The 19,834-nt window shown below is 60.6% G+C and carries 18 protein-coding genes; 16 read left to right on the top strand and 2 right to left on the bottom strand.

What is annotated here, in order from left to right; all coding sequences use genetic code 11:
- Positions 1-251 precede the first annotated feature (251 nt).
- Entirely contained in the window at positions 252-1,220 is a 969-nt protein-coding gene (locus tag QTH97_RS29725) for a LysR family transcriptional regulator (protein ID WP_286572179.1), read from the bottom strand.
- Between the two features lie 249 nt (positions 1,221-1,469).
- On the opposite strand from QTH97_RS29725, the gene QTH97_RS29720 reads away from it, so the two are divergent.
- The 16 genes from QTH97_RS29720 (at position 1,470) to QTH97_RS29645 (ending at position 17,420) form a co-directional block, all read left to right on the top strand.
- The gene (locus QTH97_RS29720; RefSeq protein WP_286572177.1) at positions 1,470-2,357 is read left to right on the top strand and encodes an NAD(P)-dependent oxidoreductase; all 888 of its coding nucleotides are present in this window, start codon (positions 1,470-1,472) and stop codon (positions 2,355-2,357) included.
- 88 nt (positions 2,358-2,445) lie between these two features.
- Positions 2,446-3,891, top strand: a complete 1,446-nt coding sequence (locus QTH97_RS29715) for an aldehyde dehydrogenase family protein (RefSeq protein ID WP_286572175.1) — start codon at positions 2,446-2,448, stop codon at positions 3,889-3,891.
- Between the two features lie 10 nt (positions 3,892-3,901).
- A complete protein-coding gene (locus QTH97_RS29710) occupies positions 3,902-4,990 on the top strand; it encodes a glutamate cyclase domain-containing protein (RefSeq protein ID WP_286572174.1) in 1,089 nt (362 codons plus the stop codon).
- A 12-nt stretch (positions 4,991-5,002) separates the two neighbouring features.
- Entirely contained in the window at positions 5,003-6,286 is a 1,284-nt protein-coding gene (locus QTH97_RS29705; RefSeq protein WP_286572173.1) for an aminotransferase class I/II-fold pyridoxal phosphate-dependent enzyme, read from the top strand.
- A complete protein-coding gene (locus tag QTH97_RS29700) occupies positions 6,283-7,278 on the top strand; it encodes a glutamate cyclase domain-containing protein (protein WP_286572172.1) in 996 nt (331 codons plus the stop codon). Before QTH97_RS29705 ends, QTH97_RS29700 begins: the two co-directional genes overlap by 4 nt.
- A gap of 56 nt (positions 7,279-7,334) precedes the next feature.
- Positions 7,335-8,168, top strand: coding sequence for a transporter substrate-binding domain-containing protein (locus tag QTH97_RS29695; protein WP_286572171.1), 834 nt, complete (start codon positions 7,335-7,337; stop codon positions 8,166-8,168).
- Between the two features lie 31 nt (positions 8,169-8,199).
- A complete protein-coding gene (locus tag QTH97_RS29690; protein ID WP_286572170.1) occupies positions 8,200-8,853 on the top strand; it encodes an amino acid ABC transporter permease in 654 nt (217 codons plus the stop codon).
- A gap of 7 nt (positions 8,854-8,860) precedes the next feature.
- Positions 8,861-9,502, top strand: a complete 642-nt coding sequence (locus QTH97_RS29685) for an amino acid ABC transporter permease (protein WP_286572169.1) — start codon at positions 8,861-8,863, stop codon at positions 9,500-9,502.
- Between the two features lie 45 nt (positions 9,503-9,547).
- Positions 9,548-10,324: an amino acid ABC transporter ATP-binding protein gene (locus QTH97_RS29680; protein WP_286572168.1), complete on the top strand. Its 777-nt coding sequence runs from the start codon at positions 9,548-9,550 to the stop codon at positions 10,322-10,324.
- A 41-nt stretch (positions 10,325-10,365) separates the two neighbouring features.
- A complete protein-coding gene (locus tag QTH97_RS29675; RefSeq protein WP_286572228.1) occupies positions 10,366-11,130 on the top strand; it encodes an amino acid ABC transporter ATP-binding protein in 765 nt (254 codons plus the stop codon).
- A 51-nt stretch (positions 11,131-11,181) separates the two neighbouring features.
- Positions 11,182-12,057, top strand: coding sequence for a transporter substrate-binding domain-containing protein (locus tag QTH97_RS29670; protein WP_353655669.1), 876 nt, complete (start codon positions 11,182-11,184; stop codon positions 12,055-12,057).
- A 51-nt stretch (positions 12,058-12,108) separates the two neighbouring features.
- Positions 12,109-12,771: an amino acid ABC transporter permease gene (locus QTH97_RS29665; RefSeq protein WP_286572167.1), complete on the top strand. Its 663-nt coding sequence runs from the start codon at positions 12,109-12,111 to the stop codon at positions 12,769-12,771.
- A complete protein-coding gene (locus QTH97_RS29660) occupies positions 12,768-13,430 on the top strand; it encodes an amino acid ABC transporter permease (protein WP_286572166.1) in 663 nt (220 codons plus the stop codon). The genes QTH97_RS29665 and QTH97_RS29660 overlap by 4 nt, the downstream gene beginning before the upstream one ends.
- A gap of 218 nt (positions 13,431-13,648) precedes the next feature.
- Entirely contained in the window at positions 13,649-15,001 is a 1,353-nt protein-coding gene (locus QTH97_RS29655) for an NAD(P)/FAD-dependent oxidoreductase (RefSeq protein WP_286572165.1), read from the top strand.
- 49 nt (positions 15,002-15,050) lie between these two features.
- A complete protein-coding gene (locus tag QTH97_RS29650; RefSeq protein ID WP_286572164.1) occupies positions 15,051-16,232 on the top strand; it encodes an aminotransferase class V-fold PLP-dependent enzyme in 1,182 nt (393 codons plus the stop codon).
- A 360-nt stretch (positions 16,233-16,592) separates the two neighbouring features.
- Positions 16,593-17,420, top strand: a complete 828-nt coding sequence (locus QTH97_RS29645) for a hypothetical protein (protein WP_286572163.1) — start codon at positions 16,593-16,595, stop codon at positions 17,418-17,420.
- 116 nt (positions 17,421-17,536) lie between these two features.
- Here QTH97_RS29645 and QTH97_RS29640 read toward each other — a convergent pair whose 3' ends face one another.
- Positions 17,537-19,381, bottom strand: a complete 1,845-nt coding sequence (locus tag QTH97_RS29640) for a hypothetical protein (protein ID WP_286572162.1) — start codon at positions 19,379-19,381, stop codon at positions 17,537-17,539.
- Positions 19,382-19,834 lie beyond the last annotated feature (453 nt).

Below are 19,834 nucleotides of genomic sequence, written 5' to 3'. Positions count from 1 at the left end.
TGTCGGACCATGCTCGCGACGCTGAGCTCATCCCGAACGCAGGGCTCGTGTCGGTGTGCCAGCCATCGGATTTCGCGAGATGGGCCGAATTCTCGGCCTGTACATCGCGCCGCTCGACCCACCCGTCACGCGAAACATTCTCATAGCGACGCCCAAGGGGCTTACAAGCGCCCTAACGCGAAGGCGGTCACAGTCTCCTGTGCGAAGCCGTAGCGAGCCAGCCGCTGCTGCCGCCGCCGAAGCGTGCCGACCTAGTCTGAGAGCACGCCTTCGGTGCGCTTGGCCCTCGCCTCGGAGTTGAGCGATTGCGTCGTCCCCGCGAACCTGGGAACAACGCCGTCAAGCGCGCGCAGTACGGCGGCAATTGCTGGTCGCCTGAACGTCCCTTGGACCATCGCCACAAAAATTCGGCGCACCATCAGTGGTGCAACCGGCACCACCGCGAAGGCTGGGTCGGCTGCCGCCGCCCGGAGCGCCAAGGCAGGGAGAACAGTGACCACGTAGCCAGTGCGAACCATCTCGAGTGTTGCCGCCATGTTGCGGCAGCTGGCCACGACGCGTGGCGTGTAGCCAGCCTCATGGCATGCGTTGACGATTTGCGCCTTGTAGGTCTGCGCGTTCTTGTTGATAGCCCAGTTCTCAGACGACAACTCCGAGACCTGAATCGATGCTTCCTTGGCTAATCTGTGATTGGCTGCCATCACCACTGAGAAGTGGTCTTCATAGACAGGTCGGAAGTACAGCATGCTCGAGAGCGCTTCTGCGCTAATCGAGTCGTCGACCAACGCCAAATCGACCTGTTTTGCTGCCGCAGCTTTCAGGCTTTCGCCAGGCTCTAGCTCTTCGAAACGCAAGTCCAATTGCGGGAACTCACGCAGTAGGTCTTCAAATACCGCGGGGATGAAGGTGGTCGCAACGGACCCGAACGCGGAAATTCGAACTTCCCCGGCCACCGCGCCCTTGGCGGAGGCCAAGTCCGCTTCGATTTCGTTAACCAGGTCCAAAACCTTGGCCGACCGAGCGACAAGGCTCTCCCCGGCCAGAGTTAGCCGGACGCCGCGGCCGGACCGTTCGAAAAGCACCGCTCCTGTCTCTTGTTCGAGGATGGCGAGCTGCTGGGAAACAGCCGGGCGGGTTAGGTTTACGGCTTCAGCGACCTTGGCGATGGTGCCCAGGACGGCGAGTTCGCTTAAAAGGTGAAGCCGGGAGAGATTCAGCATAAGGCGACAGAAAAACTAACGTTGTTTTACGCCTCTCAAGGCCCATGGCACCCGCTACTTAGGGTTTGCCCCAAGGAAAAATAGGCGAAGGTTCGCTGCATGCAAATAGCGCGCCAGGGCTGCAGGCGGCTACTCGTGCCGGTTCAATAGGAAAGAAAAGCTAACGTTCTCCGTAAGCATCTGTGGTCTTATCTTTCGAGACCCTTCTCCATAAAGTTCACTCATTCCAAACAGGAGCGATTGAAAGTTATGAAGAACGTTGCATTCATTGGTGTGGGCAAGATGGGCGCGGAAATGGCTTCCCGCCTGGTCTCCGCAGGCTTCAAGGTCACCGTATTTGACCCAAACGACGCTGCAGTCAAGGCGCTGGTTTCGAAGGGTGCCGCTGCCGCCTCAAACCCGAAGGCTGCTGCGGAGGGCGCCGACGCCGTCATGTTCAGCCTTCCCACGCCGGCCATCCTTCGCGCTGCGGTGACTGGCCCTGAAGGCGTGCTCAATTCCGTCAACAAGGGCGCTGTCCTGGTTGACTTCAGCACGGTCGACCCTGAAACCACGAAGGAACTCGCCAAGGCTGCTGCCTCGAAGGGCGTCGAGTTTCTGGACTCGCCGGTCAGCGGCGGTGTGGCCGGTGCGGCAAACGGCAAGCTCGTCCTGATGGTCGGCGGCGATGCTGCCGTTCTCGAGCGCGCAACTCCGATGCTGAACAACCTGGCCGGTCGCATCGTTCATTGCGGCCCCATCGGCGCCGGCCAACTGACCAAGCTGAGCCACAACCTCATCGTTGCCATCAACACCGTTGCACTCGGTGAAGTCCTTGCCGCAAGTGTCAAGGCTGGCGGGAATCTCGAAGTGCTGTGTGACGTTCTGACCGCTGGCATGGCGGGCAGCAAGATGCTCGACTGGTTCCACAAGACGCTGTTCACTGCGGAGCGGCCGGCGTTCTTCGCCATCGACCTGATGCACAAGGACATCGGCCTGTGCCTCGACGAGTTCTCGAACTACCCGATGCCCCTGGGCCAGTTGGTCAAGCAGACCTACAACGCCGCACGCGCCAAGGGCCTCGGCGGCAAGGACTCCACCAGCATTTGCGAAATCTACGAAGAGCTGCTGGGCGTGCGCCTGCAAGCAGCCGCCTAAGTCTTCAACCCATCCCCTTTTGCGAGAGATTCACGTGAGCAACTCTACTCAATCCAAATACGGCGACGTCAAGCTGCCGAGCGCCGGTTTGGCTGGCAACTTCATCAATGGTGAATGGTCAAAGCCGATTGGTGGAAAGACCTTGGCGGTCATCAATCCCTGCCGTCTGGACACCATCGCCAACGTCGGAGCGGCTGATGCGCGGGATGTGGACGCTGCAGTGGCCGCAGCCAAGGCGGCGTTCCCTAAGTGGCGTCGCAGGGCCGCTCGTGAGCGCGGCGCGATGCTCATCGAGTTCGGCAACCGCATCACGGCCAACGCCGAGGAAATTGCCAAGATTCTGGCCGCCGAAACAGGCAATGCCCTGCGCACCCAAAGCCGCCCGGAAGTCGCAAGCACTGCCGAGGTCCTGCGCTACTACGGCGGCGTCATCGCCGAGCAGAAGGGTGAAACCCTCCCACTGGGCCCGGGCCTCTTCAGCTACACCACTCGCGAACCCTTCGGCGTGGTCGGTGCGATCATTCCCTGGAACTCGCCGCTGGTGCTTGCCGCCGTGAAGATTGGCATGTCGCTGGGCACGGGCAACACGTTGGTCCTGAAGCCCGCCGAAGACGCGCCGCTGGCCGTCATCCGCATCGCCGAGCTGGCCGCCGACATCTTCCCGGCTGGTGTGTTCAACGTCGTGACCGGTGAAGGCCTGGAGGCGGGCGCTCCCCTGAGCCAGCACGCCGACGTCGCGAAGGTCTCGTTCACCGGCTCCCATGAAGTGGGCCAGAAGGTGGCTCACGCCGTCGCCGACCGCATCGGTCACCTGACGCTTGAGCTCGGCGGCAAGAGCCCCTGCATTGTCTATCCGGACGTGGCGGGCGACTCCCAGCTCGACACGACCGTGAACAACATCATTGCGGCGATGCGCTTCGCCCGCCAAGGCCAGTCGTGCACGGCCGGCTCCCGCTTGTTCATCCACGAATCGGCCTGGGGCAAGGTCATGCCGCGCCTCGTCGAGAAGGTCAATGCGCTGAAGGTCGGCGACGCTCTTGACGAATCTTCCGATATCGGTGCGGTCATCAACGCGGAAAGGTACACCGCCGTCTGCGGCTTCATCAAGGAAGCCATCGACGCAGGCGCCAAGGTCGAAACCGGCAAGCTGCCGCCCGCAGTTCAGGATGCCAAGGGCTATTTCCCGACGCCTGTCATCTTCAGTGGCGTGGACAACACCTGGCGCATTGCGAAGGAAGAGGTCTTCGGTCCCGTCCTGGTAGCAATCCCATGGAAGGACGAAGCCGAAGTGCTGGCTATGGCAAATGACACCCACTACGGCTTGGCTGCGTACGTCTTCACCAACGACATCAACGCCGCAATGCGCGCCACCGAAACGTTGGACGCCGGCTGGATTCAGGTCAACCGTGCAGGTGGTCAGATTCCGGGCATGTCTTACGGCGGTGCCAAGCAGAGTGGGATCGGCGCTGAGTACTCGATTGAAGGTGCACTCGAGAGCTACACCAGCCGCAAGAGCGTGACGTACGGCATCTGAGGTGACCAAAATGGACGTGACAACCTCGTCGACCACAGCGAGCGCCGCGACCGGCGTCGCCCTGACATCGGAGCAGGTTGAATCGGGCAACCGAATCGACCGTCTGATGACCCTGGAAATCCGTCCGCTTAGCGGCGGACTTCCCCCAGGCATCGTTGTGCCCATGTACGAGGTCTGTCGCGCCCATCAGGGAGCGCCACTCTCGATGGCGGCCGCCGCCGCCCTGAAGGCCAAGGTCCGCCCTGGCAGCACCGTCGTCATCGCGACTGGCGCCGGCGTTGCTCCCAAGCTGCCCTTGGGCGAAACCGACGGGCCCGTCGGCGCCGCGGCGCTGGCCGCGGCTATCGTCAAAGGTCTGCATGCCAAGGTCGTCTTTGTGACCGAAGACGCGCATCTCCCACCAGTCGTCGCCGCTGTCGAATTGGTCAACACCAAGCTTGCCACTTGGGCCGAATCCCAACCTGGTCGGACCTACGAACCTATCACGGTCGAGTCGTTCCCTATCGGAATGAACGCAGGGCAGACCCGCTCTCGCGAACTCATCGAAAGGCTCAATCCCAGCGCCGTCGTGTTCGTCGAACGGGATGGACCAAACGTCGAAGGTCAGTTCCATGGTGTTCGGGGCGATTGCCGCGACCCGCTCACCGTCGGCTATGTCTACCTGCTCGCGTACCACGCCGCTGAAGCAGGCGTCCTCACCATCGGCATTGGCGATGGCGGCAATGAAGTTGGCTTCGGGGCGGTCCGCGAGGCAATTCGCGACGTACTTCCCATGCGCGGTCGTTCGCTCGCCGGCCACGCCTCCGGCGTTGTGACCGTCGTCCCGACGGACGTGACCGTGAGCGCCGCTGTATCCAACTGGGGCGCGTGTGCGGTCGCGGCAGCCTTGGCAGTCTTGCTCTCGGACACCGAACTGCTCCATGACGCCGACACCGAGCACGAGCTCATTGCCGTCACCGTCGCCGCAGGTGCACGAGATGGCGCCACTTCGAAGCAGAGCATGGTCGTCGATGGCATCGACTTTTCGGGCCATCTCGCCTTCGTCTCCCTTCTGAGGGTCGTTGCCGGAATCTCCATCCGCACCTCGTCCGCCGCGTAAGTAGGAACTCGCATGCAACAGAAAAAATCCACAGACTCCTTCGGAAATCCGCTCGACCCCATCGTCGGATTCGCAAGGGGCCGCATCATTCAATCCAGCGTCGACGAAGCTCGACGTCTTCGCCAGGGCCAGAAGGTCGCGGCCGAACGCGTCCGCAAGCTCGGCCCCCAGTCGATTGGCGTCTTCACCGGCAACCAGCGTGAGTTCCCACTCAAGGTCGAAGATCTAAACACTCACTGTGAAGAGTGGGTCGGGCCAGGTCTCTTCGCCGAGGAGCTTAGGCAGGCCGCTATCGCTCACATGGGGGGGCTTCCGACCGACGGAGTCGCCACCGTGAACCGCACGAGCGCCGGCATCATCGCTGCCATCGCCGCGCTGGCAGAGGGCCGCAGCGTCGTTTCCGTGGTGCCGCCTGGCGGTCGTTCGCACGCATCGGTCATTCGTGGTTGCGGCATCGCACGAGTCGAACTCCACGAAGTGCAAGGTGACAAGGACTGGGCTGCGGCCATCGAGCAGCACAAGCCTGCGCTGGTCGTCATCACCACCGTGACCAGCAGCCTCGAGTTCCTGGACGATGCAGTTGCAATGGATGCCGCAGGCGTTGCGAAGGCGAGCGGAGCCAAGGTGCTGCTCGATGAAGCCTACGGTGCTCGCATGAGGCCCGTGCTGCGGTCTGGCGTTCTCAGCCTCAAGCTTGGCGGCGACCTGGCAATCACCAACTGCGACAAGGCCGGTCTGTCTGGTCCACGTTCTGGGCTTCTGGTGGGGCGTCCTGAGTTGGTGACGCGAGTCTCCGCCAAGGCCTCGGAGTTCGGGATGGAAGCCCGGGCCCCTATTGCGGCAAGTGCCCTTCGCTCGATTCAACGCTTCTCCCCGCAAGACCTCATCGACGAGGCGCAAGCCGGGCAAAAACTGGCTCATGCACTGCAAGAGCGTCTCGGAGCAGAACTCGTCGCCGTCAGCGACCTCGGGCCGATGATTGAAGAGGACCTGGCGCTCAAGGAGGTCTTCCGCCGTGCAGGCAGGAGCACCGACAACGCCGGCGTCACGCCCGCCGAAGTGACCTCTGCCCTGGGCATGGTCCTTCTGCGTGACCACGGCATCTTGACAGTCAACACGCATGGTCAACCAGGCGCCCGTGTCTCTGTGCGCCTCAAGCCGACTCATGGCGCCATCGAGCGCGTCGGCGGCATGGCTCGCGTCATCGAGGCGATGAACACTTCGTTCAGCGAGGTCGCCCGTTACGTCGCGAAGCCCGAGGACCTGGCCCAACTCATCTTGGGGGACACGAAATGACGGTCGACCGCGAAGTGCTTGAATCCATCGACGAGCGACTCGACAAGTTGTTGAGCTTGGACATCGGCGGCCGCGGCGTCGAACACCTCTACGTGGCTGCTCGGGCACGCCAAGGCGGCTCCCTGGTCGGCGCGGCAGCAGATGCTCTGCTGGGCGTGCCGGACGGCGCAACCGTCTTTGTGACCACAGGCTCGGTCTCGCGTGCCTGGATTTCGACCGAAATCGGCGAAAACGATGGACCTGCCGGCGCCGCTATCGTGATTCGCGCCCTGTCCATCGGAAAGCGCGTCCATTGCGTGCTGCTTGCAGAAGAAACTCTGCTTCCGGGCATGAAAGCCATCCTGACCAGCGCCGGCGTGACAGTGCTGCCGTTCGAGCAAGCGCAAATCGCATGCAAGGATGGAAGCCTCGCAGTTTGCTCGCTCTTGCCGTTCACGACCAAGGACGAGGACGCCAAGGCCGAGGCGAAAGCCTTGCTCGCCAGCTACAAGCCCAGCCTCTTCTTCTCGACTGAGCGGGTCGGACGCGCGAGAGATGGCGTGTACTACAGCATGCGTGCCATCGACTACGGCATGGGGCGGGCGCGCATCGACGTTCTGTTCGACGAAGCGCTTGCTCAAGGCATTCCCACGGTGGCTGTCGGCGATGGCGGAAACGAAATCGGTATGGGAGCTATCACCCAGGCAGTCGCCGACCACGTGAAGTTTGGCGCAACCATCGCCGCAGTGACGCCAGCAGATGTGTTGGTCACCGCTGCATGCTCGAACTGGGGCTGCAACGCAATCGCCGCGGCAATCGCTGCGCGTCGAAAGGATGCGCGCCTGCTAAACACCCCGGAGTTGGAGCGTCAATTGCTGATGCGCGGCGTGGATATCGGCCTCATCAACTCCGTGCAGAACGTCGTGGACGCCAATGTCGATGGCATGCACTTGGACACACACATCGCCTTCACCGAAATGCTGCGCGCTGTCGTCAAGCCGGCGCTCACCTGACCGGCTGCCCACCAATCCTTCCCATCAACCCATCCCCACCACAAGAGGAGTTCTCCATGCGCAAACTTATTGGTGCAGTCTGCATGCTCTTTGCAGGTCTGCTCGTCTCGCAAACTTCTGCCGCCCAGGAGAAGTCCAGGCTCGACGAAGTGCTCGCCCGCGGCAAAGTCATCGTGGGCGTCAGCAGCGAATCTCCGCCCTTCGGCTTCGTGAATGAGAAGGGTGACCTGTCTGGCTTCGACATCGACGTGGCCAAGCTCATCGCGAAGGGGCTGTTCGGAAGCGACGACCCGAAGCACATCGAGTTCGTCAAGCAGAGCTCGGCTGCTCGTTGGGAGAACGTCAACAGCGGCAAGGTGGACTTCGGGATCCACGTGGCAACGGTTCTTCCAGACCGCATCGCGCGTGTCGCATTCACCCGCGGCTACATCGACTCTTCGATTGTTGTCATCGTGAAGGCCGACTCGAAGTTCAAGACCTTCGCAGACCTCAACAACGACAAGGTGTCGACGGCCATCCTGTCGACTCCTGTGCAGGCTGAGCGTGCCAAGCAGTTCTTCCCGAAGGCCAAGACTACGACGCTGGACTCCATCGGCGCTCAGTTCACTGCGGTCAAGGGCGGACGAGTCGATGCAGCCCAGCTGGACGAGCCGGTGGCCCTCTGGTACGCCGCGCAGAACAAGGACGTGCGAATCCTCGATGAGCGGATGACTGCGGTCACCAACAACGCCATCTACATGAAGCAAGGTGACTTCAAGTGGTGGCTGGCCCTGGATACGTACGTCAATGAAATGCGGGCGGGCTCCATGTTCAACGACTACTCCGCCAGCTACAAAAAGTGGTTCGGCAAAGACGCGCTGAACACTAAGTACTACGTGAACGCCAAGTGAGCGTTTGGCGCTGCACAGAGGGACAGCAATCATGAACTGGCTCAATCTAGCCGCAGGATGGCTGCCGGAGTTCTTCGACGGCTTCCTGGTGACGCTCGCGCTCGTCGCGATGTGTCTGCCAGTTGCGGTGGTGCTGGGCGTGCTGCTGGTCCTTCTGCGCGTCTCAGAGAGGGCGGTGGTCTGGGTTCCGACCTACGCCGTGATCGAGTTCCTTCGGAACGTTCCGACGTTCCTTCTCATTCTTGTCGTCTATTACGGCGCTCCTCTTCTAGGCTCCAGGCTAGACGGTATCTACTGCGGCGCCATTGCAATCGCTGTGCAGCACACAGCGTATTTGGCGGAAGTCTTCCGAGGGGGCGTGTCCGCGGTGCCCCGGACCCAGTGGGATGCCGGACGTGCAATCGGGTTAAAGCCGGCGGGCGTGTTCTTCCGCGTCGTGCTGCCCCAAGCGGTGCTCAAGGTAGTGCCGGCGATTGGCAATCAGGTCGTGGTGCTCATCAAGGACACGTCACTTGTGGCCGGTATCGGCGTCGTGGACCTGACCTTGAGCGGCAAGCTTGTCATGGAGCGCACCGCCTCATCTTACGAGGTGTTCGTGGTCATCGCCGCGTTCTACCTCATCCTGACCACCATCGCCAGCGCCCTGTTCCGTTGGCTCGAGATTCCTGCTGGCAAGCGCCGCTGAGGTTCACATGGACGTTGCAATTCTCAACCTCGGTTATCTCCTCAAGGCGGCGATTGTGACGCTTGAGATGGCCGCAGCGACAGTGGTCTTCAGCTTCCTGCTGGGGACGGCACTCGGCGTGTTCGCCGCTCTCGGTGGCACCGCGGTGCGCTCGGTGCTGACGGTGTACGTGTACATCGTTCGCGGGGTGCCCGTTCTCGTGCTCATCTTCATTGCTTACTTCGGCTTGCCCCGCATGGGCCTGGATGCCCCGAACTATGTGGCGGCGACTATTGCCCTGGTCATCTACTTCGCTGCGTTCGTGGCCGACATCGTGCGCGGCTCGATTCTCGCCGTCCCCAAGACGACCGTAGAAGCGGGCATGTCTATCGGGCTGCGCAAGGCGCAAATCCTGACGCAAATTCAACTCCCTCTCGGCATGCGTCTGGCGCTGCCACCCCTCGTGACGACGGCGTCGATTGCTGTCAAGAGCACGTCGTACGCATCCATCGTGGGTGTCTGGGAGCTGACCTACGCCTCGCGTGAAGTCGTGGAACGCACGCTCGCAGCGTTCCAAATCTTCTTCGCTGTGATGCTCATCTACTTCTGCATCTGCTACCCCATCTCGCTCGGCGCAACGTACCTGCAGCGCCGTCTCAAGACCTCCTGAAGGCAAACGATGAACTTAGCGCACTCCCCAACATCTCGGCGGACCATGATTGAGGTCAAGGGCGTATCCAAGAGCTTTGGAAGCAACCAGGTCCTGAAGGACATCTCCTTTGACGTGAAAGAGGGCGAAGTTGTTGTCTTGGTGGGCCCCAGCGGTTCCGGCAAGTCGACCCTGCTTCGCTGCATCAACTTCCTTGAGGAATTTCAGGCGGGCGAGATTCTGGTTGACGGCGATGCTGTTGGCTACAGCGGCGGCACAAGCGGCCCCTCGCGGCGCCGCCAGTCTGAAGCAGACGTAGCCAACCTAAGGACCAAAGCTGGCATGGTCTTCCAGAACTACAACCTCTTTCCGCACAAGACGGCCATCGAGAACGTGATGATGGGACCGGTCCTTGTGAACAAAGACTCGAAGGCGGATGCCCGCGCGCATGGTCTGGAGCTCCTGGCCAAGGTAGGCCTAGAGGACCGGGCAGACCACTTTCCGTCTCAGTTGTCCGGCGGTCAGCAGCAACGCGTGGCAATCGCGCGGGCGCTCGCCATGCGTCCCAAGGTGATGCTCTTCGACGAGGTGACGTCGGCGCTGGACCCAGAGCTGGTTGACGAGGTCTTGAAGACGCTGCGGGACCTCAGCAACGAAGGCATGACGATGATTATCGTGACGCACGAGATGCAGTTCGCACGTGACGTCGCCGACCGGCTTCTGTTCTTCTATCAGGGAGTAATCATCGAAGACGGTCCCCCCGCTGAGGTCTTTGCCAATCCGAAAACGGAACGCTTCCAGACCTTCGTGAAGCGCTTCCAGGCAAACAGCCACCGGGGTTGAACAGGAGAACTGTCGTGAAAATACTAGAAGGTGCCACCATGATGAGCTCGTCTGCAACGAGGGCCGCCGAACAGCCCATTCTCGAGTTGAGGGACATTCACCTCGCATTCGGGAACAACGTGGTCCTGAAAGGCGTTGACCTCGCGGTTCAGCGTGGTGAGGTAGTTGTCATCGTCGGCCCGAGTGGTGGGGGCAAGAGCTCTCTGCTTCGGTGCGCTAATCTTCTTCAGCGCATCGACTCTGGGCAGATTCTCCTAGAGGGTGTAGACCTCTCATCCGGTTCGCTGAACGAGAACCAGATTCGGCAGCGAGTCGGAATGGTTTTCCAGCACTACTATCTCTTTCCGCACCTCAATGTGCTAAAGAACCTGACGCTGGCCCCGCGCCGCGTTCTCAAGGAATCGCCGGCCGACTCGGAGGCAAGGGCCCGGGAGTACCTCCGAAAGGTTGGCTTGGCCGAGAAGGCCGACCACTACCCCGACCAACTCTCTGGTGGACAGCAGCAGCGCGTCGCAATCGCTCGAGCACTCATGATGCAGCCGCACGTGATGCTCTTCGATGAGGCGACCTCAGCTCTAGACCCTGAACTCGTCGGCGAGGTTCTGGCGGTCATGAAGGACCTAGCCAAATCCGGGATGACGATGCTTGTCGTCACGCACGAAATGGGCTTCGCTCGCGAGGTCGGTGACCGTGTGGTGCTGATGGCCGGTGGAAACATTGTTGAGCAAGGCCCGCCGTCGGAGGTTCTCGACCATCCGAAGCAGGAACGAACCAAGCAGTTCCTTTCGCGTATGAAAAAGCACTGAGCACGCGGCTGTGCACTCCCCATCCGTTCTCAATCACAGTGAAAGTAAACCATGAATCGCATTCTCTCTGCCTCGATTTCCGTCGCCGTCGCATCGATGTCGTTCGCCAGTGCTGCCGCGTCGAAGGTGAACGTTCCTCTTCCCCCTGAGGTGAAGAGCGCGGGCTTTCTCACCGTTGGCATCAACTGCACGTACCCGCCCGCGGGCTACGTCGGCATTGACGGGAAGCCGGCCGGCTACGAGTACGCGATGGTGAAGCGCATCGCAGAGTTCGCGCTCGGTACCGGCGACGGCCTGAAGACACAGTGCGTGAACGACAGCAACCGCATCCCGTTCCTGCAGTCGGGCAAGATTGACATGATTCTGGCGTCGCTCGCATACACGCCGGCGCGAGCGGAACAGCTGGACTACTCGAATCCGATTTGGGTGAGCAATTTGCAACTCATCGTTCCGAAGGACTCGAAGGTGGCCGACTATGGCGACCTGACCGGCAAGACCGTCGTGACGCCAACCGGCAGCACCTATCAAACGTGGCTGCAGAAGTGCTATCCCCAGGCGAACCTGGTCACGTCGCAGACGGCGGCAGAAGGCTCGACGATGCTGACTCAAGGCCGGGCGGATGCCTTCGCGTACATCGACGTGTACGGGTTCAACTTCGCCCAGATGCAAAAGAACTACAAGGTTGTCGGGACTCTCGCAGCGACCGCCGTCCAAGGCGTTGGCGTGAAGAAGGGCAACAAGCCGATGCTCGATTGGGTGAATGCTGTGCTGGAAGAGATGCGGGCCGAAGACGCTTTCTACAAGTCGTTCTCCCAGGAGGTGAAGGACCCGACCTTCGCGGCTAAGTATCGCCAGTTGGTCCCGGGCCCGAACCTGAAATTGGACTACTCCAAGAGCGGCGCCCTTGACTGTCTGAAGGCTTCCTGAGGAAGAGTTCGGACGTACTGCTGAGCGTGTACCGGCGATGAAGAGGAAAACATGTTTACATCAACCCTGAACGAGCTGCAGGTCTTGCTCGGCGGACTTGGCCGAACACTGCTTATAAGCGTCATCGGAATTTCGATGGGAATCGTCCTCGGGATGCTGATGGGCGCGGCTCGCCACGCTCGAATTCCCGTGTTGAGCCAAGTCATCGCCTGCTACGCGAACCTGTTTCGATGTACTCCGCTCTTGGTGCAAGTGGTGATGCTCTATTTCGCGCTGCCCGACCTCGGAATCAAGCTGACGCCGTTCGATACCTCGTGGTTGGCGCTCGGACTGTGGGGTGCCGCCTATCACACGGAGATTTTCCGAGCTGGGTACGGCGCGGTGAATCCGAATGAAGTGGTCGCAGCTCGTGCGCTCGGCATGTCCGCGCCGAGTGCGTTCCTGGACGTCACGCTTCCGCTCGGCGTCCGTGCATCGATTCCGGCGGCCACGACGATGGCAATAACCCAGTTCCGCTCCTCGTCGTTCATGATTGCCGTGGGCTACCAGGAGCTCACTTACGTGGCGAACCGAATGGTCGCCGATACCTTCAAGGTGTTCGAGATCTTCGGCATTGCCGCTCTCGCGTACCTAGTTGTGTCCAACATTATCGCCATTGCGTCTCGCCGGCTTGAACGTGCAGTCGCAGTTCCGGGTCTGGGAGCTGTGAAATGAACCAGGATTGGATTGGACCCGTTGCGTCCCACATGCTGAGTGGCCTCTATGTGACGTTGTGGGTTTCCTTGCTCACGACGTTGCTGGCGACAGCGATTGGTCTGTTCATCGGGTCGCTTTCTGCCAGTACGACGAAGTGGGTGCAAGTTGCCGTCCGGCTTTACATCGACATCTTCCGAGGCGTGCCATCTCTTATTACGCTGCTCTTCGTCTTCTTCGCGCTCCCGCATGTCGGCATCACGACCGGTCCCATTACTGCCTCCGTACTGGGACTTGCTGTCTGGGGTGGGGCGAACATTGCCGAAACCGCTCGTGGCGCATTGAAGTCCATCTCGTCACGTCAGACGGAAGCGGCAAGAGCACTTGGATTGAGCAAGGTTGAGGCGCTCGTCTTTGCCGTTATGCCTCAGGCCATCCGCCGGTTTCTCCCACCGTACATCGGCCAGTTGACCGTCCTCATCCAGGCGAGTGCTTTGACATCGGTAGTCGGCGTCACCGACCTACTCGGGTCTGCGCGTCAGATGATTGAACGGCTCGCCTACGTCAGTACCGACGCGCACGCAGTGCCCATCTACTGTGGTGTCTTGCTCGTCTTCTTCGCCATTTGTTATCCACTTACTCTGCTGGCTAGCTACCTCGAAAGCAAGCTGCGCAGCTAACCTATCATGAACATGCAATCGCAAATTCGTCTCGTCGCCGAGGCTGGCTCACTGCACCCTTTGAAAAGCCACTTGCTCCAGTGGACAGGCCCGACTGAGGGCAATGGCTCTGACCATAGCAGTCTCGCATTGACGGTGCGCGCTATCCCGCCGGCCAATGATGCCCGTGAAGTGGACCTCCGCAACGTAGCGGTCCTTGGCTACAACTGAGGTTTGCCATGACCAGGCATACGCCAGCCACTTTGCCCGGGCGAGACCAGACGTCGGATTCCGCCGGGCGACATCGCGTCGTGATAATTGGGGGCGGCGCAGCCGGGCTCGAACTCGCTACTCAACTTGGCAGGCACGAGCGGCTCTCGGTGACGCTCGTCGATAAGGCGCGCTCCCACATCTGGAAGCCGAAGCTGCATGAGATTGCAGCGGGCAGCATGAACATGGGGCGGCACGAGGTAGGCTACCTGGCGCACGCACGTGACCACCGCTTCGTGTATCGAATGGGCGAGATGACTGGCCTTGACCGGGAGTCTCGCGAGGTAGCAATTGCGCCCTTCGTCGACGGGGAGGGCGAGCAGATTACGCCGGCTCGCACGTTTCCCTACGACACGCTGGTCCTTGCGGTTGGAAGCCAAAGCAACGACTTCGGAACTCCAGGTGTCAAGGAGCACGCGCTCAAGCTAGAGTGTCTTAGCGACGCGGCGCGGTTCAATCGCAAATTGATGAATGCGTGCTTTCGTGCACAGGCTCAGGAGGGCGTTCTGGCAGCGGCGCAGTTGAGGGTTTGCATCATCGGAGCGGGGGCCACTGGCGTCGAGTTGGCGGCCGAACTGCTTCGGACCGGGCGTGAAGTGCTTGCGTACGGCGCTTCCGTTTCGACCACCAACAAGGGGCTCGAGATTCATCTTGTCGAGGCGGCGGACCGGATACTGCCCGCGCTTCCTCCCAGACTTTCAGCGGCCGCACACAAACTTCTCACGAAGCAGGGCATTTCGGTTCACGTCGGAGCCAAAGTGGCGAGAGTTCACCAAAATGGCGTCGAGTTGAGTGACGGTGAGTTGCTCCCCGCGGAAATCACGGTCTGGGCTGCCGGGGTCCGGGCTCCAGACTTCTTGCGGAGCCTTCCCGGCTTGGAGGCGAACCGCATCAATCAGCTGGTCGTTCGCCCGACCCTGCAAACGACCAACGATCCGAGAGTGTTTGCTATTGGGGATTGCGCGGCCTGTGCAAAGCCTGACGGCCAAGGCTTCGTGCCTCCGCGTGCCCAGGCGGCGCACCAGCAGGCCGCCTTCTTGGCGCGACATCTGCCCACGCACGTCGAGGGCCGCCCGCTTCCCAACTACACGTACCGCGACTTCGGCTCTCTCGTCTCCCTCGGCTCCTACAGCACCGTCGGAAACCTGATGGGCGGGGTGGTAGGGAAGAGCATGTTCGTGGAGGGTGTCTTCGCGAAGTTGATGTACCTCTCTATGTACAAGATGCACGAAGCCGCACTGCACGGATGGCGGCGTGTGACGCTCGAAACGCTAGCCCGTTGCCTTGAGCCCTCAAGCGGCTCGCGGGTCAAGCTGCACTAATTCCACCCTGGTGCCGTTGGTGGCACAAGCAGCAATTACGAAGGACGAAATGAGCGCTTCCCTTGACATCAACGCCGTTCGGCAGGAGTTCCCTGTGACGAAACGGTTGCTCTACCTGGATTCGGCCCATCAGACGCCCATGCCGAACTGTGTTCGAAGCGCATTGAGCGAATTCTTGGTTGAGGGCAACGAGATGGCTGGCCCCAAGCCGGTTTGGATGCGTCGAGTCGAAGTCGCCCGCGAAAAGGTGGCGGAGCTTTTGCATGCCTCGTCCGAAGAGATTGCGTTCACAAAGAACACGTCTGAGGGGCTCAACATCGCCGCGAACGCAGTGCCATTGCAGCCCGGGAGCACTGTCCTGATGCTTGAAGGGGACCATCCGAACAACGCCTATGCCTGGCTTCACCTCAAGCGCAAAGGCGTGAAGGTTAAATTCGTGAGCCTTCCGGATGACCAAGTGGCGAACGCAGATACGTTTGCCGACCACATTGACGAGTCGTCCCGTGTCATCTCACTTTCGCACGTGACGTTCCACGCCGGTCAGCGCCACGACATCGAGGACATCGGACGGCTCTGCGCGAAGAAGAACATCTACCTAGTGGTCGATGCCATGCAATCCGTCGGGGTCCTACCCGTTGATGTCAAGAAGCTGGGCGTTTCCGTCTTGGCCGCCGGATGCCATAAGGGACTGCTGGTGCCACAGGGCACAGGGATTTTGTACGTGAAGCAGAACCTCCAGGAGCTGCAACCTGTGTACCTTGCCATGAGTAGCCTGGCCAACCCACCCGAGGACTATGTGGCAAGACCGGCCGAGATGACAACCCGCCGAGATGCTGGCCGCTTCGAGTTCGGGAATTTCAATCTCCCAGACCTGCATGCGCTCACGAGGTCGATTGAGTTCATTCAAAGTATCGGCGTCGCGAGCATCGAAGAGCACGTGCAGATGCTCGGAGACCGACTCATTGAGGGATTGGACGAGTTGGGCGTTGCCCTGGTGGGGCCGCGACAGCGAGGCCAGCGAGCTCACATCTACGTCCTGGCTCTTCCTGTGGCGAAGTGGGTGAACTACCTCACGCAGAACCTGGTCCGTGTTTCGCCCGAGCGAGGTGGCGTCCGCATCTCGTTTGGCGCCTTCAACACTCCGGATGACGTTGACCAGCTCCTCGGCCTCATTTCATCGCGCATGCGCAAACGGGTCGATACCGACGGCCCGTCCGGCGCGATGGATTGAGATCCCATGTGAGTTGGAAGGTGCCGGCGCTCCACTGCTGCGCTGTCGTTGGGGGCATCTGAACTGAACATATGGAGATAGCCGCTTCGTACGGCGCCGAAGCAAACTGTCGCCTTGAACGGCCACTTTTCTAAGGCCGCTAGTTCCGCAAAGGGCACCGACCTGACCTCGTCAGTTGGACCGTCTAGGTCGGCAGCGCAGCGAAAGCCGCCCTTCCCAGCTTGCGACGCGAGCGCCTGCAGTCCGGCGCTTTCCCGTCCTACCCGTAGCCCCAAGCCGTTTGGCAAGGTCAACAGTCGAGTTAGGGCCCAAGTACTTCGCCGCCTCCGACGGCTGCGATTCTTGCGTAGGGCGATCGGAATGCTTGCCCAAGAGGGCGGCGGCTATGGGTCCGCTGTTTTGCGTAGTATCGTGACGATGATCATCTCCAATGCGCAACCAGCCATCCCAGACTTTCAAGAGGCGTTTTTAAACTACTGGACCAAGTCTCTTTTCTCAACGGGGCCCGCCGACGATCAGATCACATCTGTATTTGTGAGCACCTACATGCGGCTGGTCGAGTCATGCGTGAGCGAATACCGGTCCGCTGAACTCATGGTGGAAAGTTTCTGGGCAGAGAGTTCCAGTTTCAAGCTGAGCGCGATGCATAGGGCCGTTACCCATTACGAGACCTGCATCACCAATGCGCAGCGGGCGATTCGAAGTTTCAACAAGCTTCGCAGAAGTAAGCACCTTAGGCCGGAAGTCCGCGCGGCATTGGCTGCACACAAGCACACTTTCCACAAGGACCAAGTCTCGCGACGACTCGGTGACATTCGGGATTTGATCCATCATTTTGACGAGGCACTCGGCAAGGGCGAGGTGACGAAGGGCGAACCCGTCTTGTTGCAGCCTACAGGTCCGGAAGCACCCGTAGACACCAATCCCGGTCAGACGGTCAAAACCATTGATCGCCTGAAGATCGGGCCGCACGAGATCCTGTTGGCTGATCTCGCGCAGTTGCTTACCGAGATGGGCGAATGCGCTGAGATCATCAGTCAGTTTCGCGTTGACCAACCGCACGTGTTGAGCGGCTTTGTAAGGGGTGACTTAACGAGTCATGCAGGAAGAGCGCCGTCGCCGACCATCCGCCGATGGCGAGCCCCAGCCTGCTCGCCCGTGGTCAGGACACGCGATAACGAGGGCTGAAGTGCTCGCCTACTGAAGATGTTGATCAGCGGGTTCTGGCTCGGCGGCCTGCCAGCCCTGTCCACCTCGCTCTATGCCAGAGAGACGATGCTTCGTGCACTTGACGCGCACAGCTTTCATGTGGCGGCTTCTGTCCCGCCTGCCTCGCCATGCGAACGCCCTTGCGGAGGCACCATATCGTCCGCGATCGTGAGCACTGGTGTCAGGCCGTCGCCAGAGAAATTCTCGACGAGGTCTAAGTACGCGTCGCAGAAGACTCGGTATTCGTGCGTGCCGTACCAGAACAGCATGCCCGGCGAGTCGTGGCCCTTGATTTCGATCTTGTCGTTGGGATAGCTCGGATCGTGCCGCATCGACGTCTGATAGATGTAGGGACCAATTGCCAGCAAATGGTCTTCGATTAGGATGCCTCGTAGAGTGGCGCGCGGAAGATACTCGAATATCCTGCAGGTCCCATGGTTGTTATGGCGCAGTAGCACCTTGGGCAAGTGGTTCTGCTGCACCGCGATCCGAACGGACTGCATCTTCATCTCGGTCTGAGCGATCTCTGGCGATTGGACGTAGAGGTCGATGTCCGCCCCCTTGGCCATCAGTTCGATCAATACATCCTCGACCTTCACCGCGGAGTACTGCACGAGGATCGCCCGGCGGACGTCATGGCCCTTGATGTAACGGATTACCTCGGCATAGACTGACTGCTGATCAGCGTGGACCCGGTTGCACCTGAAATCGGACGGTCTGCGGACGCCTTCCGCTGGAGCTAGGTCAGGCATGTTTGAAAGGCGGCGAGCGTTGTCAATCGCACGCGTGAGTTCAGGATAGTCGCGCTCCACGGATTGCCCCGTGGGTTCGTCCGAATACTGATCGATCTTTCTGTCACGGAACCGTTCCAGGACGACGTCGCAATTCTCCCCGTAGTCGAACAGCTTTCTGAAGTCGCTCTTGAAGCAATCGTAGGGCGCCTGCTCGCGCGGTCGATCCTTGGCCTCGATCTCGGTAATAGACAACGCGCCACCTTCGCGCGACGGCAGGTAGTGCTCGACGAACATGCGCTGCTCCGTCATGAGCATGCAGTAGGGAACCGCGAAAGTTCGAAGCAACTTGACCTCAACGCGCCGCTCGGTTGAATGAGGGGCCAGCAAGGCCAGCACTTGGTAGATTGCCTTGCGCGCCTCCTGGATGCCGTGCAACGGCTCCCGCGCGGGGTTGCGCGCCCGGGGCACTGTGCGGTCCTTCTCGATGTCCGTTTGCGAGGCCTCTAGTATCGGGTCGAATGGGTTAGCGAGCAGGATCTTGAGCGTGAAGTCCTGCCGGGTCCTGAGCTTGGCCTCAAGGTCCTGGACGAGCCAACCCTTGCCTTCGTCCTCTGCCCCCAGCATCTCTTTGTGCGTCCGCCCGACGATCCAGCAGTGCTGCACGGCGCTGCGCAGCGCCGTGCAAAGCACGTCCTTGAAATCCTTGCTCCGTTCGTGAAGAGCGACCACGCCTAGAGCCCCTGATCGGGAGAGCAGCGAGAAGCCCGCCACCATCTCCTCGTACTGGTTTTTCAGCGAGGCATCGCGCCGCTGCACGTCTTCGATCCGGTGCGCCAGTTCTTCCTGCATGTGCGACACCGTTCCTTGGACGGCCATCTCGGCGATGCGCGTCATTTCGAGGAGTTCCGTTGTCGTTTTGTGCACCGACTTTTCGAGTGCAACTAAGGGCTCGTTCACCATCTTCTGGTGATAGGCCTTGTCGAACAGGGATGCCACGACGACGGCGATCACGAGGGCAATGCCGAGGTCGCGCAGTACAAACTCGGCGGCGGCTTCCATGAGGACGTCGGCCTCCGTGTGATGCAGCAGGCGGTAGCCCGCATAGGCTACAAGCAGGAATAGCCCTGCCACGCCGGTGATCACGTGCCATGTCCACTCCTGCTTCGGCGCCCCTTCGCTGCCCTCTTCTTTTCCGAGTGTCGTCACGAGAATTCTCCTCGAGCTAAGCCGCGGGGCAAGGATACGATCAATCGAGGCGCGGCGGTATGTCCGGAATGGGGTATCTCTCAAAATGACGGCCGCCATCAATTTGTCCGGCCAAGTTGGGTCTAGCTCTACCCGTTGTGCCCGATCTCATCCTCGACAAGCACGGCCCGGTGCGTGAACTGTAGCGCGTGGGTCGCGTCGTGGGTGGAGCGAACTTCGACGGCCGTCATTTGGCAGAGAGTCGGGATGGCGGGTGATTCACAGGTGATGGCCGCACTGAGCCGCAGGAGTGCAGCGACAGCGGACCTAAAGCCGATCACGATTGGACGTCCGGTCGATGGCTGCGGATTCAACCGGTCGATGCAACGGTTTGGCTGAACATTTCAGCGGGTGTATGGAAGTCTAGAGTCTTCCTTGGACGCTCGTTCAATTGCCTCGCAACAGCATTCAGCT

The organism is Variovorax gracilis (assembly GCF_030317115.1).
Lineage (GTDB): Bacteria > Pseudomonadota > Gammaproteobacteria > Burkholderiales > Burkholderiaceae_C > Variovorax > Variovorax gracilis.
The sequence above is the reverse complement of the archived record's forward strand: the minus strand, read 5'-3'. Positions and strand labels throughout refer to the sequence as shown.

Bases quoted from the DNA above. Each gene is read 5' to 3' on its own strand.
- QTH97_RS29645 (WP_286572163.1), top strand. From the start codon at position 16,593: ATGCTTGCCCAAGAGGGCGGCGGCTATGGGTCCGCTGTTTTGCGTAGT.
- QTH97_RS29680 (WP_286572168.1), top strand. From the start codon at position 9,548: ATGATTGAGGTCAAGGGCGTATCCAAGAGCTTTGGAAGCAACCAGGTC.
- QTH97_RS29720 (WP_286572177.1), top strand. From the start codon at position 1,470: ATGAAGAACGTTGCATTCATTGGTGTGGGCAAGATGGGCGCGGAAATG.
- QTH97_RS29705 (WP_286572173.1), top strand. From the start codon at position 5,003: ATGCAACAGAAAAAATCCACAGACTCCTTCGGAAATCCGCTCGACCCC.
- QTH97_RS29700 (WP_286572172.1), top strand. From the start codon at position 6,283: ATGACGGTCGACCGCGAAGTGCTTGAATCCATCGACGAGCGACTCGAC.
- QTH97_RS29685 (WP_286572169.1), top strand. From the start codon at position 8,861: ATGGACGTTGCAATTCTCAACCTCGGTTATCTCCTCAAGGCGGCGATT.
- QTH97_RS29660 (WP_286572166.1), top strand. From the start codon at position 12,768: ATGAACCAGGATTGGATTGGACCCGTTGCGTCCCACATGCTGAGTGGC.
- QTH97_RS29655 (WP_286572165.1), top strand. From the start codon at position 13,649: ATGACCAGGCATACGCCAGCCACTTTGCCCGGGCGAGACCAGACGTCG.
- QTH97_RS29650 (WP_286572164.1), top strand. From the start codon at position 15,051: ATGAGCGCTTCCCTTGACATCAACGCCGTTCGGCAGGAGTTCCCTGTG.
- QTH97_RS29665 (WP_286572167.1), top strand. From the start codon at position 12,109: ATGTTTACATCAACCCTGAACGAGCTGCAGGTCTTGCTCGGCGGACTT.
- QTH97_RS29690 (WP_286572170.1), top strand. From the start codon at position 8,200: ATGAACTGGCTCAATCTAGCCGCAGGATGGCTGCCGGAGTTCTTCGAC.
- QTH97_RS29710 (WP_286572174.1), top strand. From the start codon at position 3,902: ATGGACGTGACAACCTCGTCGACCACAGCGAGCGCCGCGACCGGCGTC.
- QTH97_RS29675 (WP_286572228.1), top strand. From the start codon at position 10,366: ATGAGCTCGTCTGCAACGAGGGCCGCCGAACAGCCCATTCTCGAGTTG.
- QTH97_RS29670 (WP_353655669.1), top strand. From the start codon at position 11,182: ATGAATCGCATTCTCTCTGCCTCGATTTCCGTCGCCGTCGCATCGATG.
- QTH97_RS29725 (WP_286572179.1), bottom strand. From the start codon at position 1,220: ATGCTGAATCTCTCCCGGCTTCACCTTTTAAGCGAACTCGCCGTCCTG.
- QTH97_RS29695 (WP_286572171.1), top strand. From the start codon at position 7,335: ATGCGCAAACTTATTGGTGCAGTCTGCATGCTCTTTGCAGGTCTGCTC.